We start from the raw sequence: 14,188 nt of genomic DNA on the forward strand, positions 1-14,188 counted from the left end.
TCGCCCCCAAACACGGCAAACCGCTCATCGGAACCGACGACGCAACCATGCGGCGTACGTCATGCGTCCGTAGGGCAGTACGCCGATTGCTGCGGGAGGAACAACAGTGGACAAGCGCGCGATACGCCGACATATGGCGCTCGGCGTGGCCGTACTGACCGCCTCCGGACTGCTGTCGCTCGCGGGCCCGGGTACGGGCGACGCGGAGGCGGCGGCGCTGTGCTCCGGCCGCAAGGTGCGTACGCTGCCCTTCTCCACCGGATCCGTGCAGATCTACAAGAAGCGCGGCTACGTCTGCGCGGTGACGCTTCCCCAGCGGCAAGGCCCCCGCAAGTACATGTCCGTGAGCGTGCAGGCACGCGGCAACCGCCCGGTGACCGACAGAGGCCGCTTCACCCGCCACGCGGGCCCGGTGACGGTACACGCCGGCCACCGCTGCGTATGGGTAAAGGGTTCAGTCGGCTCGGGTTCGGCAAGCTCGGGCTGGATCCTCTGCTGAAGCCGGGCCCCTAAAGGAGGCCGCAGGCCGCCCTTTTAGGGGCGCGGGGCTGTGACATCTGCGGCTCCGCCGCGGGGCGCGACCAGCCACAACGGACCCGCAGGGTCAACGAATCCTCCGCTGGGGCGCACCTTGTCCGGAATGCGCCCCAACATCCCCTGGCCTCAACGGAGTTGCTCCGCTAGGTTCCGGCGGACATCTGCGTTTACAGGGGAGTGTGCATGCGCAAGACACTCAGATGGCTGCTGTCGCTCGTGGTGCTCATAGGCACCCTGAGCACGGCCGGCGCGGCCACCGCCGCCCAGCCGGAAGCCACCGCCGCCCAGCCGGAGGCAACCGCCGACATCAAGGACCGTCTCCTCGCGATACCGGGCATGAGCCTGATCGAGGAGAAGCCCTACACCGGCTACCGCTACTTCATCCTCAACTACACCCAGCCGATCGACCACCGGCACCCGTCGAAGGGCACGTTCAAGCAGCGCATCACGGTGCTGCACAAGGACACGGCCCGCCCGACGGTCTTCTTCACCAGCGGCTACAACGTCTCGACGACGCCGCGCCGCAGCGAGCCGACCCAGATCGTGGACGGCAACCAGATCTCGATGGAGTACCGCTTCTTCACTCCGTCCCGCCCCGACCCGGCCGACTGGTCCAAGCTCGACATCTGGCAGGCGGCCAGCGACCAGCACCGCGTCTTCAAGGCCCTCAAGAAGGTCTACGACAAGAAGTGGCTCTCCACGGGCGGTTCGAAGGGCGGCATGACCGCCACGTACTACGAGCGCTTCTACCCGCGTGACATGGACGGCGTCGTCGCGTACGTCGCCCCCAACGACGTGGTGAACAAGGAGGACTCGGCATACGACGAGTTCTTCGCGACCGTCGGCACCAAGGAGTGCCGCGACAGGCTGAACGCCGTGCAGCGCGAGGCGCTCGTACGCCGTGAGTCGCTGGAGAAGCGCTACAAGGAGTACGCGGCGGCAGAGGGCCTGACCTTCAACACGGTCGGCAGCCTGGACAAGGCGTACGAGGCCGTCGTGCTCGACTACGTGTGGGGCTTCTGGCAGTACAGCCTGCTCGGCGACTGCGGCACGATCCCGGCGGACGCCGCGAACGCCACCGACGACGAGATCTGGACCACGGTCGACACGATCACCGGCTTCTCGTCCTACTCCGACCAGGGCCTGGAGCCGTACACGCCGTACTACTACCAGGCGGGTACGCAGCTCGGGGCGCCGACGATCGAGTTCCCGCACATCGAGTCGAAGCTGATCCGGTACGGCTACCAGCCGCCGCGGAACTTCGTGCCGCGCGACATCCCCATGAAGTTCCAGCCGGGGGCGATGCGCGACGTCGACACCTGGGTCAAGCACAACGCCCACCAGATGCTGTACGTGTACGGCGAGAACGACCCGTGGGGCGCCGAGCCGTTCCACCTGGGCAAGGGCGCCCGTGACTCGTACATCTTCACGGCTCCCGGGGCGAACCACGGCGCCAACGTCGCCGGCCTCGTCGCCGACGAGAAGGCCCTCGCCACGGCCCGCATCCTGGAGTGGGCGGGCGTCGCCTCCGCCACGGTCCAGTCGGACCCGTCGAAGGCGAAGCCGCTGGCCAAGTACGACGCCAAGCTGGACAAGCGCAACGTGGAGCGCCAGCTGAGGCCGTAAGGCAACAGTCGGCAACTCCCGTGCTGCGCCCGCCCGTTGAGCCCGTTGGCTACAGCGGGCGGGCGCAGCCCACCGGCTTGGACCCGCCGAGCTGGACGTACAGGGACGTCGACGACGGACAGTCGCTACGCTCCTCCACCGCCGAAGTCACCTTGTACTCGGGCGACTTCTCGCCCTTGCCGTCACACGGCGTCTCGCGAACCTGGCCCTCGCTCGCGCTGTAGACGCAGTCGCCGACGATCGTGCGGGGGCCTCCGCCGCCGCCCGGGTCGCCGGGGTGCGGGGCTTGCAGGTTGCGCATACAGGCGTACCCCTGCGGGACCGCGCCGTCGCCGTCCTCGTCCGCGGACGGCTTCTGTTCGCTGATGTGCAGCACGAAGTCCGTGGTGGCGGGGCATGACGGGCCCTCGCTCACCTTGCCGTCGTGGCGCGCGACGACCCGCGCCGCCGCCCGCTCACTGGTGCACGACACCTCGGTGAACGACGCACGCCCGAACGAACTGCACTCATCGACCGCGAGGAACTCCGTCCCGAACCCGGAGGCCCGCGTCGGCGTCACCCTCCCGCTCTCGTCGAGCCGCCCGTCCCCGGAATCCCCGGACCCCGACAGCCGCTCGCACCCGGTGAGCGCCGCCACCAGCATCAGCAGCGCGCACACCACCCCCACACACCGTGCCTCGCGCATGACACTCCCCCCGAATACCCCCGCCCAGCGTGACCCGCCACGACGGGCCACGCCAGATGTGCGGGGTGCTTTGCGTAATGTGGTGACAGTACGCCTGGTGTGCGGCGTACGCGCGGTACGGCGGATTGATGAGCTAGGTGGCCTTGGTTAAGTCCGGTGCGGTACCGCGCCCCGTAAGGGGCGCGGGGCAGTATCGATATGCGGCTCCGCCGCGTGGGCGCGACCAGCCCCCACCGGCCCGCAGGCTCATCACCGTTCTTCCAGCGGAGTGCTCAGTAACTCAGCCCATGCCCGATCGGATACAGCACCCGCGCCGGATCGTCCGCCCGCTGTACCGGAACCGGCAGCCTGCCCGCCGGATCGACGCGGCCCGCGATCACCCGTGCCGCGGCGCGCAGCTCGACGTCCGTCCAGGAGTACGTGGCCAAGTAGGCCTTGACGCCGGGCAGTTGGGCCACGTCGTACGGATTGCGGATGGCGAGCGCGACCACCGGACGGCCGGTCGCGAGCAACTCGTCGACGAGCGTCTTCTGGGAGCCGGCCGCCGTGACGTTGTACGTGCCGACGATCACCGCGTCCGCGTCCTGAGCCGCCGCCACCGCCTTCGCGATGGTCGCCGCGGAGGGGGCCGTACCGGTGGAGAGCGCGGTGGCGCTGAAGCCCAGCTCCGTGAGCGCCGTGGCGAGCACGGTCGTGGGCGGGCCGGTGGTGCCGGACGGCGAGGCGGGGTCGGCGCCCACCACGAGCACCTTCTTCCGCTTCCGGCTGGAAAGCGGCAGCAGGCCTTCCGAGTTGACCAGCAGCGTCGTCGTACGGTCGGCGATCCGGTCGGCCGCCTTGAGGTGCGCCGGGGTGCCGACCGTGCGGTCGACGCCGCGATGGGAGACGTACGGATCCTTCAGCAGTCCCAGCCTGTCCTTCAGCCGCAGGACGCGCAGGATCGACTCGTCGAGGCGCGCCTCGGTCAGCTCGCCACCGCGGACGGCCTGGAGGACCGCGTTCCAGGCGACGTCCAGCTTCGGCGGGTTGAGGAGCTGGTCGACACCGGCCTTGAGCGCGAGCACCGGCACGCGGTCGTCGCCGTACTTCGTGCGGACGCCCTCCATCCCGAGCGAGTCCGTCACCACGACCCCGTCGTAGCCGAGCTGTTCGCGCAGGATGCCGGTGAGGATCGGGCGCGAGAGGGTGGCCGGATCGCCGGACGGATCGAGTGCCGGGACCATGATGTGCGCGGTCATGATCGAGTCGATACCGGCGGCGATGGCCGCACGGAACGGCGGCGCGTCCAGTTCCGCCCACTGCGCCTCGGTGTGCTCGATGACCGGGAAGCCGTAGTGGCTGTCGGTCTCGGTGTCGCCGTGGCCCGGGAAGTGCTTCGACGTCGCCGCGACCGAGGCGCTCTGGTAGCCCTTCACCTGGGCGGCGACCATGGCGGCCACGGCCCGCGGATCGGCGCCGAAGGAGCGTACGCCGATGACCGGGTTGGCCGGGTTCACGTTCACGTCGGCGACCGGCGCGTAGTCCTGGCGGATGCCCATCGCGTGCAGCTCCGCGCCGCCGATCTGCCCGGCCCTGCGGGCGTCGGAGCGCGAACTGCCCGCGCCCAGGGCCATCGCGCCCGGCAGGAGCGTCGCGGGCTTGCCCACGCGGGCGACGATGCCGTGTTCCTGGTCGGTGGAGATGAGGACGGGCAGCCCGCGGGGCTGCGCGAGGCTCGCCTCCTGGATCCCGTTCGACAGGTCGGCGATCTGGTGCGGGTCACGCGTGTTGTGCGCCCAGGCGAAGTAGATGATCCCGCCCACCCGGTACTGGGCGATCAGCTCGGCGGCCGTCCGTACGCCGATCTCCTTGAGGTTCGCGTCGATGTCGGCCTGGTCGGGTGCGGTCGCCGAGTGCCCGTACACCCGCATCACGAAGAGCTGGCCGACCTTCTCTTCGAGGGTCATACGGGAGATGAGGGCGCGCAGTCGCCTGTCGTGCCGCTTGCCGTCGTCCGCTCGGGCGGGAGTGCCGCCGACGGCGACGGCCGCCGCCGTACCCGCGGTCGCGGCGAGCAGCGTACGTCTGGAGGTGCGGTGCGGTGTGCCGGACTTCCTCGTGCGTGCGTACACGTGCGCTCCTTCCGGAGAGGGCCGGGGCCCGTGGAGGGGCGAGCATGAAGGAAACTTCCGAGGAGTCACGGATATCCAGAAAATTACTGCCGGTCAAGAGCCCGGACGGGTCCGGACGGGTCCGGACGAGCCCGGGCTCTTGCCCCACGCAGTCGTCAGAGCTGGCTGAGGACCGTACGGTCGGTGATCTTCGTGTCGTCCGCGAGCATCAGCGCCTTGCTGAGGATCAACGACAGCATCCGGTCACCGTCGAACGGCAGACCCGTATCGGGTGAGGACTCGGGAACGCTGTCCGGGACGATGCAGAGGTACCGGTCGCCCGGAACCATCAGGACGTTCCCGGACCGCAGGTGGATCTTGTACGTGTGCAGCGCGCCCTTGACGTGCAGGAAGCGGCCCTCGACATGGCACCGGTCGCCTACGGCCAGCCGCGGCAGCAGCCGCACCAGCAGGTCATGGCGGGTCCGGGCGGTCTCGTTCAGCTCGCCGAAGCTGTAGGAGGACCAGTACTCCTGGTAGCGGCCCTCGGGACCGCCGTCCTGCCACGTCGGGTCGTTGCCGACGCTCGCGACGCCGACGAACAGGTCCACGTCCCGCAGGATCTCGCTGAACACCTGGGCCGGTATCTCCTCCAGCGGCAGCGGTGCCACCTGCCCCGAAGGGCCGCGGCCGTGCATGGAGAACCCGTGGCCGTCCGAGGTGCCTATCAGATTGCCCGGGGCGTCGATCGCGTAGAACCGCACCTGGTCGGCGGCCAGCAGTGCGTAGGCACCCGAGTCGGTGGCCTCCGCACGGTCCGGCGCGCCCTCGCCGCGTACCCAGTACTCCGCGCGCAGCCCCCACTCGGGCAGTTCGCGAACGGTGGGCGGATAGTAGTAGTCCGGCTGGCACATGCGCAGTTCCGCGTCCCGCCAGCCGCGTTCCGCCGCCAGGGAACGGAACGGGTACTGGCGCAGAACGTGGCCCGCGAAACGGTTGGAATAGCTGCCCGTGCGGCGTTCCGCGTCGGTGAGCAGGTAGACCTCGCGGTGGGCCTGCTTGAAGGGCTGGGTGACGCCTTCCTTCTCCAGCCGGTCCCGCCAGGCCAGCACCTCCTCGACGGGGCGGCCCACCGGATGCCACAGACGCACGGTGCCCTCCCCCGTGACCGGCTCACCCGACAGATCCCGCAGTGCGCCCTCGGAGTATCCGCAGGCTGTCCCATCGAGCGTCCAGAGCAGACGGCGGGCGAGCGTGCCGACCAGTGGATGGTCGAGGTACCGCTCCCGCCAGATGGCCGACGCCCATTCCCGGTGGGCGAGGAACTGCCGGTCCAGGCGCTTCGTCAGCGCGGTCAGCATCGCGTTGATGTCCTTGGCCGCCGCCTTGAGCTCCTTCAGCTCCTCGGAATGGTCGCGCCGTACGGCGGCCGGCACCGACTTGACCGCCTTGCCCGCGGCGTTCCGCCAGCGCAGGACCGCCCGGCCGTCGTCGACCACCAGTTCCGCCCGTACGTCACCGAAGTGCACGACCCGGCGGCCGGTCTCCGACAGCCCGTACGTGGGCACGGCCAGTTCCTCGATCTCCTCACGGCCGAGCCCCAGGGCCTTGGCACGCTCCTCAAGACCGGCCTCGAGGAGGTTGAGGGTGGACTTGTAGGTCACCCGCGCGGTGAGCCGGGCCAGCTCCGCGAGAGCCGCCTCCCCCTCCATCCGGCACAGCGCGGTCGCGCACGCGTTGGCGAGCTTCGGGAAGCCCGGCCCGACACCCGGCACCTTCCGCAGCGACTTCTCCAGCACCACACCCAATCCGCTTGCCGTCCGCGGGTGTCCGGGCAGAAACGACACCAGCCATACGAGACCGCGGGCCGCGTTGTTGTTGTACGGGTCGTGGTCGAAGTCCTTCTCCAGCGGCAGCGTGCGCGGAGCGCCCACCAGCGCCAGCCAGCTCAGCGACCGTTCCGCGAACTCCCGCGTGTCCACCTCGGCGAGGAGCGCGCGCCCTTTCCGCTCCCAGGCCGTGCTGGGCCGGGCCGCCGTCGCCGTCACGGCGTGCGCGACCAGTTCGGTCCACGCGGTCGGCAGGGCCGCCAGCTCGGCGAGTGCGTGCTCCGACCACTGGTCACCGACGTTGAGCACCGGGTGGCGGTCGGCGAGTAACCGCACCACCTCCCGCAGCTCGGTCTTCTTGCTGAATCTGCCGAAGTAACGCCGCAGCGTCGCGCCGACGTTCACCGGTATGTCCCGCCCTGAGGCCAGTTCCACCCATGCCGTCTCGACGCCGCCCGAACGCCAGAACACATCCCTCGGGTCGCCCTCGAGGAACTTCTGCCGCTCCGCCGACATGAGATCGTCCGGCGTGCCCGGCGCCAGCATCGCGTGCATCAGGGCAACTCTGTCTCGGCGCTCCTGAGTCCCGGCCGTTCGGTAGACCTCGGCGCAGCGCTCCGCCAGGCGGTGCCGTACATCATCGGGCAGCGCCCGCAGAAACGGCATCCTTTGCTCAGCGAACATGATGTGCGCGAGCACCATTTCGCAGGCCGCCGTCAGGTCATCGCGTTCGACGACCACACGCAACATGGCCTCGAGTTCCTCGACGTCCAGGGGCTCCAGTGGGGGTGACAGCAGCACCGCCCGCATCCAGAGGGCCGCTTCTCGCCGTTCCCGCGCCTCGGCCGTCTCGTACAGCTCGACGCAGTGCCGCTCCAGGCGGTGCCGGACTTCTCGGGGCAGAGCCCGCAGACGCTCCACCGCCGGACCATACGTACTGTGCGCGAGCACGGCCTCGCAGTCCGCCGAGTCGTCGCGTCCGGCGACCTCCCACACCATGGCCTTGAGTTCGGAGTAGATCGAGAGGGACGTCGGGAGCCACGACAGCATCGTGAACATCCAGAGGGCTGCTTCTCGTCGATTCCGCGCCTCGGCCGCATCTGCTGCATCTTCCGCCCCGGCCGCCTCGTACAACGTGAGGCCGTGTTCCGACAGGCGCCTCCGGACACCTACGGGCAAGACCAGCAGACGCCGCACCGCCTGAAGGGGCTCCTTGGCCGCGAGGACCATCTCACCGGCCGCCGCCAAGTCGTCGCGTCGGACAGCGGCCAGCACCGCGGTCTCGAACCCGTCGCGTTCCAGAAGGTCCAGTTGGCTCGACAACAGCGCCGCGTGCGCTGCGAGAATCCGTTCCCGTCTCTCCTGTGCCTCGGCCGTCCCGTACAGCTCGACGCAGTGCCGGGCCAGCCGGCGCCGGACGTCTTTGGGTAAGGTCCGCAGACGTTCCATCGCCCGGGGGCGTTCTTCGGGCAGTTCCATGGCCGCGAGCACCGTGTCGCCTGCCGCTCCGAGGTCGTCTCTTCCGACAGCGGCCAGGACTGTGACCTCGAACTCGTCGAACCCGTCGGACTCGTGGGACTCGTCGATGTTCCTCATCAGCCACCCACCAGGGGGACGAGCTTGAGGAAGGTGATCTCGAGGCCCGGCGTCAGCTCGATCTCCTCGTCCAGATCCGTCAGCTGCCGCTCCCCGGTCAGCACCAGGAACCCGTTCCTCCCGAACGCCGTCACCGCGGCCTCGAATTGCCGCTCCGGGTCGAGCCGCCGCGCTGGATGAAGCGGACCGCGCCGGCCGTTCAGCGCCGTCTCCGTTTCCGTCGGCCGCACAAGCCCACGGAACGGTCCCGCAGCCTGTCTCGCGTGAAACTCCGCGACCTCCTGGAACACCCGCCTCCTGATCACCTCACGGATACTCAGCCGTTCCTCCGCCGTATCGAGGACCAGTGCCGCTTCGCGCCCCCCGGACGTCGTCTCATCCGTACACATCACTTTCGTCATGCGGAGACGCTAACGCCTGCTACTGACAACGCAGTTGGGCAGAGGGGCCGTCATCGGCGCAGTTGGAGGGGGCGCGCCGATGACGGCGTGCTGCCGGCCGCAGGCGGATGGAGAGGGTTGGTCAGCGATCGCAGCCAGCAGCGAGGGCCGACACCGCACTGCGGAGACTCATCCGGCAACTTGCGAGTTGGACGAAGGGTGGCGCGGATGGGTTCCCCAGATCGCGCCCATTCCCGGAAATTGGTACAGGGGTGCACCACCGTGACCGACGGGGCTGCTGCGGCGCTGTTTTGGGCCGGGGGTATGCACGGGCAGTGCGGGTGCCCGTGACCTATGACCTATGACGTATGGATGACCTATGACCTATGACCTGCGGCCTGCGGCCTGTGAACTCGCCGATCAGCGCTTCTTGTTGTAGGTCGCCGTGACCTCGACCTCGACGAGCCACCCCGGCACGGCCAGCGAGGCGACCTCCATCGTCGCGCGCGCCGGCCGGGCCTTGTTGGCGAGCAGCGGCGGCTTGGGCGCCGAGGTGCCCATGGGCACCGGCACGACCTCCAGCGACTTCAGGTCGATGTTCGCGAAGTACTGCCGGTACGCCCGGTTCCAGCCCGCGTAGTCGGCGATCGCGGCGCCCGGCGGCTTCATCAGGTAGGCCTTCATCGTGATGACGTCGGCCGGTTTCACGCCCGCGGTCTCGAGGTTGGTCTTGATGTTGCGGAGGACGACGAGCGCCTGTGCCTCGGTGATCGTGACACCCTGTGCGCCTTCGGTGAGGGCGGGATCGGTGTACCGCTCGGGCGTGCCCTCCGGCGCGGCCGGGTTCAGCGCGGACGGGCCGAGGCCGCTGCTCTGGTACACGGCGACCTCCCCACCCGTCGCCACACCGTTGGCGATCGCCGGGTTGGACTGCCCCTCGGGCAGCATGACCCGAACATCCTTCGGGCCCGGCGGCCACCAGCCCTGGGCGCCGGCCAGTGTCGCGGAGCCGGTCAGCAGCGCCCCGGTCAGGGCCGCACCGACGACGACCTTCGTACGCCGCTTCATCGGGTTCATGCGGCCATCACCCTCTCGTGGATGTCGGTCACGACCTTGCGTGCCGAGGTGAACGCACCGTGCTGCCAGGCGATGACGTGACTGAGCCAGTCGCCGGCGAAGTAGACGTGCCCCGCGGGCTTGTTGAGCAGCTGGTACTCGGGGCCGGTCTGCGAGGTCCAGCCCACCCAGCCGGCCTCGATGTACGGCGTGCGGTGCCAGGCCACGCTGAAGGCGTGCTCGAGTTCGCTGCGGTACTTCTCGCCGTGGATCTTCACGCCCCGGCTCACCGCACGCTCCACGCGCTGGGCGTGCGGCAGATCGCTGTACGCGACGGCGTTGGCGCCGAAGTTGTAGTAGCCGATGAGCGTGCCGCGGCGGCCCTGATAGCCGTACGAGGGATACCAGATGGTCGACAGGTCCATGTCGGTCGGCGTGATGCCGCCGTAGATGTGCTCGTCGGTCTCCCACCAGCGGCTGCCGTACTCGAGCCCCACCTTGCCGACGGGGACCGCGGTGGGGTACTTCAGCGCCGCCGTGACGTCCGCGCCCAGGTTGTGCTTCACCCGGGCCATGACCATGGGCGGGATCGCCGCCACGACGAAGTCGGCGCGCTGAGTGCGGGTGCGGCCGTCGGCGTCCTGGTAGGTGACCTCGGCGCCGTCCTGGAGGTTCTTGACCTCGAGCGCCTTGGCGCCGTACGTGATCCGGTCCTGGCCGACGGCCTTGGCGAGGGCGTACGGGATCGCGTCCATCCCGCCCACCGGCTGGAACATCAGCATGGCCTGGTCGTAGCCGAACTCGAAGGAGAAGCGCTGTCCGACGCCGCTCGCGACGACGTCCGACAACGATGGCACCGGGCCGAGCACCGTGCCCTCCTCGAAGGCCGCACCCGGCTCGACCGAGTACCCTCGCCGGTCGCTGCCGGTGTAGGCGAAGCCGTCGGCCTTGCCCTTGATGGCCCCGAAGTTCTGCAGGAACGCGATGAGCCGTTCCTTGTCGGTGGCGGTGAGCTCCTTGTCCAGGGAGCCCCGGTCGGTGGCCTTGGCGAGCAGTTCGGAGACATAGCCGTACACGTCGGCCTTCGCCGTGCGCCAGCGCATCGGCTTGCCCGCGAGGGCGGCGCTGTTCTCCTGGTAGATGTACGCGTTGGCGTTCTGGTTGGTGAACACCTCAAGGGGGACGCCGAGTTCGCGGCAGTACTCCAGTGTGACGTGGGACTGCGGCAGCCGGGCCGGACCCGCGTTCATGTACTGGCCCTTGGAGAACGAGGCCTTCTGGGTGCGCCCGTCCAGGTCGGTCAGCGTGGTGCCGCCGCGAACCGTCCAGTTGCGGCCCCCGGGGCGGTCCTTCGCCTCCAGGATCCGGCAGTCGTAGCCGGCCTTGCCCAGCTCGTACGCCGTCGCCAGGCCGGCTATGCCGCCGCCGAGCACCAGGACCTTCTTGCGGCTCCGTCCGGAGAGCGCGAAGTCGCCGCTGCGGGGCGCACGGTATTCCTCGGCGCTCACCTCTGGGACCGGTGCGAGCCCGAGTGCCCCCATCGCCGAGTACAGCATTCCGGCGCCGCCCGCGATCCCGACGGATCTCAGAAAACCACGACGAGATGCCTCTACAGCCATCAATTCCTCCTCGCCCGCAGCCCACGGCCGGGACGGCCGGGGGTTGCATCGTTGGATCAACCCGGCCCAGTGGGGGGTGAGTTGCGGGTGAGGCCGGAGGTGCCTTATGAGCCTCCGTCAGAGGTGTTACAGGGGCATGCCAATGAGGTATCCATGCCATGAGGTCGGTTTGCAATCCAAACTGAGGTCCTCCGGAGGAACCAGCGCCACCGCGGACGTCGGAATGCGGCCTTCGTTAAGTCCGATGCGGTACCGCGCCCCGTAAGGGGCGCGGGGAACTGCGCGACCAGCCCCCACCGGCCTGCGGGTTCATTACCGTTCTTTCAGCGGAGCGTTTACGCCGAGTCGTTCAGCAACCGCGACAGGTGCTCCCGGCCCGCCCCCAGCAACCCCTCCAGCGGTGCGGCCGACTCGTACCAGCGCTTCTCGTACTCCCAGCACAGCCAGCCGTCCCAGCCCTCGCGGGAGAGCAGTTCGACGCACTCGGTGAGGGGGAGGACGCCCGAGCCGAGCGGCAGCGGGGTCGTGTCGTCGGCCGAGGCGATGTCCTTGACCTGGACGTAGCCGAGATAGGGGGAGAGGGCCGCATACGTCGACCCGGGCTGTTCGCCGCCGAGCCAGGTGTGCATCACGTCCCAGAGGGCGCCGACCTGACGGTGGCCGACCAGGCCGAGGACGCGGATGGCGTCCGCGCCGGTGCGGTGGGAGTCGTGGGTCTCCAGGAGGATGCGTACGCCCAGATCGGCGGCGTACTCCGCGGCCGTGCCCAGACGCCGCGCGGCCGTCGCGTCGGCCTCCTCGGGGCTCTGGTCGCGGCCGCCGGGGAAGACGCGGACGAAGGGGGCGCCCAGGTCGCGGGCCAGCTCCAGGAGATCGCGGATCTCCTGGATCACGGGACCGTCGTCGCCCGGTGCCGCCACGCGCGCGTATCCCGCCAGGCCCAGGATCTCGACACCGGCCGCCTTGAACTCGGCGGCCACGTCGGCCCGTCGGGTCAGCTCGATGCCGGGGTGGACCGGCTCCTCGGGGTGCGCGCGCAGCTCGACACCGTGGTAGCCGTGCGCGGCCGCGAGCCGCACCACGTCGGTGATCGGGAGTCCGGGGACGCCGAGAGTGGAGAACGCCAGCTTCATGGTGCGGACCCTACCTGTCACCTCTGCGTGCTGGGCAGACTCAGTCCTGTGTGCCGTGCAGGTCCAGCCGCCAGTCCTGGCCGACGAGGTCCATGCCGAAGGAGCGGTGCGGTTTCTCGGCGAGGAGGACGAAGCCGTGGCGCTGGTAGATCCTGCGGGCCGCCGCCAGGACGTCGTTCGTCCACAGGACCAGCTCGCGGTAGCCGACGCCCCGCGCGAACTCGACGCAGGCGCGGACCAGTTGGTCGCCGATGCCGAGACCGCGGGCGTCCGGTTCGACGAGGAGGAGACGCAGACGGGCGGCGCCCGGAGCCTCGTCGCGTACGCACATGACGCAGCCCACCGCGCGGCCGTCCAGCTCCGCGATCCACACCCGCTCCAGGTGCGGGTCGTGATCCTCCGCGAAGTCCGCGACGATCCGGGCGACCAGGCCCTCGTAGTCCGCGTTGAACCCGTACTCGGCGGCGTACAGCGCGGCGTTGCGCTCCACGATCCAGCCGAGGTCGCCGGGGCCGGGGTCGCGCAGGACGACGTCCTCGCGGCGGGGCGGCCTGCCGTCGGAGAGGACGTCCCGGATCGTGCGCATCGCCTCGGACAGGCGGGGGCGGTCGTCGGCCGGAACCGTCGCGAGCAGCGACCCGACCGCTTCCCTCGATCGTTCGTCGAGTAAATCGGCCCTCTCGCGCCCTCGCGCGGTGAGCGTGATGTGGCGCCGCCGGGTGTCCTTCTCCGAGGCGGCGCGCTCGATCAGTCCGTCCTGCTCGAACTTCGCCAGGATGCGGCTCAAGTACCCGGCGTCAAGGGACAGTTCGGTGCGCAGATCGACGGCTTCCGTACGGGGTGAGTGCGCGAGTTCGTACAGCACGCGGGCCTCGGTCAGCGTGTAGGGGGCGTACAGCTGGCGGCTGTAGTCCAGCGCGCCGATGACGTTCGTGTAGAAGCGGTTGAACGAGCGGATGTCCTGGATTGTCATGGGCCGACCTCAAGATGGTTGACTCAGTCAGAGATATCGCTGAACTGAGCGTAGGCCGACTCCCGGCGCCTAGTCCACGCATATGCCCAAGGTGGTCTCTATGCGGTCTCCACGTGGTCTCTATGAGGTGATCCGGAGATCGACGACCACTCCGAAGTGGTCGCTGGCCCAGACGCCGTCGACAGGACGGTCGAAGGCGAGCGAGGCGGCGTCGACTCGGCAGGGCGCCTTCGGATGGGCGAGGCGCGAGCCGACGAAGACGTAGTCGATCCGGCGGTGGTGCTCGACCGGCCCGAGGATCTGCTCGATCTGGGAGCGGGCGTTGGGATTCTCCGAAGTCCAGGTGTGCCCCGGCCCTTCGCCCGCGGTCGCCCAGGCGTCGTGGTAGTGCACGCTGCGGCCCGAGAGGGCCTGCAGACCGCTCAGATAGCGGATGCAGGCCGCTTCGGGAGCGGCGGTGAAGTCGCCGGCGATGACCGTGGGCAGTTCGGTGCGGTGGCGGGCGTCGAGGTCGGCGAGCGCCATGACCTGACGCTCGCGCGCCGCCTCGGCCTCCGGCCGCCACGAGGTCGTCGTCGCGATGAACAGCATGTCCCCGAGGTCGGGGAGCGTCACCAGCGCGGCGAGCGTGCCCCACGGAACATCGGGCTCACCGGCCTGGCGC

General features: G+C 69.6%; 10 protein-coding genes and 2 pseudogenes. 2 read left to right on the forward strand and 10 right to left on the reverse strand.

Annotated features, from left to right (window positions below; all coding sequences use genetic code 11):
• Positions 1-106: 106 nt before the first annotated feature.
• Both G5C60_RS27145 and G5C60_RS27150 read left to right on the forward strand, forming a co-directional pair.
• Positions 107-499 carry a hypothetical protein gene (locus G5C60_RS27145; RefSeq protein WP_165263554.1) on the forward strand — a complete coding sequence of 131 codons (393 nt, stop codon included), beginning with the start codon at positions 107-109 and terminating at the stop codon, positions 497-499.
• Between the two features lie 221 nt (positions 500-720).
• On the forward strand, positions 721-2,163 hold the full coding sequence (locus G5C60_RS27150) for a S28 family serine protease (RefSeq protein ID WP_165263555.1): 1,443 nt from the start codon (positions 721-723) through the stop codon (positions 2,161-2,163).
• 49 nt (positions 2,164-2,212) lie between these two features.
• Here G5C60_RS27150 and G5C60_RS27155 read toward each other — a convergent pair whose 3' ends face one another.
• The 10 genes and pseudogenes from G5C60_RS27155 to G5C60_RS27195 form a co-directional block, all read right to left on the reverse strand.
• Positions 2,213-2,848: a hypothetical protein gene (locus tag G5C60_RS27155; protein WP_165263556.1), complete on the reverse strand. Its 636-nt coding sequence runs from the start codon at positions 2,846-2,848 to the stop codon at positions 2,213-2,215.
• 272 nt (positions 2,849-3,120) lie between these two features.
• Complete coding sequence (locus G5C60_RS27160; RefSeq protein ID WP_165263557.1) at positions 3,121-4,959, reverse strand: glycoside hydrolase family 3 N-terminal domain-containing protein; 1,839 nt, start codon at positions 4,957-4,959, stop codon at positions 3,121-3,123.
• A gap of 155 nt (positions 4,960-5,114) precedes the next feature.
• Entirely contained in the window at positions 5,115-5,405 is a 291-nt protein-coding gene (locus G5C60_RS54450) for a DUF7737 domain-containing protein (RefSeq protein ID WP_478503556.1), read from the reverse strand.
• Between the two features lie 477 nt (positions 5,406-5,882).
• Positions 5,883-8,363 (reverse strand): annotated as a pseudogene (locus tag G5C60_RS27165) (DUF4132 domain-containing protein); the annotation flags it as partial.
• Positions 8,363-8,764 (reverse strand): hypothetical protein, encoded by a 402-nt coding sequence (locus G5C60_RS27170; protein ID WP_241267104.1) that lies wholly within the window; start codon positions 8,762-8,764, stop codon positions 8,363-8,365. The pseudogene G5C60_RS27165 and the gene G5C60_RS27170, both read right to left, overlap by 1 nt.
• Positions 8,765-9,163: 399 nt before the next feature.
• Positions 9,164-9,820, reverse strand: a complete 657-nt coding sequence (locus tag G5C60_RS27175) for a Rid family hydrolase (RefSeq protein WP_206440063.1) — start codon at positions 9,818-9,820, stop codon at positions 9,164-9,166.
• Positions 9,817-11,418, reverse strand: a complete 1,602-nt coding sequence (locus G5C60_RS27180; protein ID WP_165263558.1) for a flavin monoamine oxidase family protein — start codon at positions 11,416-11,418, stop codon at positions 9,817-9,819. Before G5C60_RS27180 ends, G5C60_RS27175 begins: the two co-directional genes overlap by 4 nt.
• 335 nt (positions 11,419-11,753) lie before the next feature.
• Complete coding sequence (locus G5C60_RS27185) at positions 11,754-12,551, reverse strand: sugar phosphate isomerase/epimerase family protein (RefSeq protein ID WP_165263559.1); 798 nt, start codon at positions 12,549-12,551, stop codon at positions 11,754-11,756.
• 40 nt (positions 12,552-12,591) lie between these two features.
• Positions 12,592-13,524, reverse strand: a complete 933-nt coding sequence (locus G5C60_RS27190; RefSeq protein ID WP_165263560.1) for a bifunctional helix-turn-helix transcriptional regulator/GNAT family N-acetyltransferase — start codon at positions 13,522-13,524, stop codon at positions 12,592-12,594.
• Positions 13,525-13,644: 120 nt separating this feature from the next.
• Positions 13,645-14,188, reverse strand: a pseudogene (locus G5C60_RS27195) (endonuclease/exonuclease/phosphatase family protein); the annotation flags it as partial.

The sequence above is a fragment of the Streptomyces scabichelini genome, from assembly GCF_011045015.1.
In the GTDB taxonomy this organism is placed as follows: domain Bacteria; phylum Actinomycetota; class Actinomycetes; order Streptomycetales; family Streptomycetaceae; genus Streptomyces; species Streptomyces scabichelini.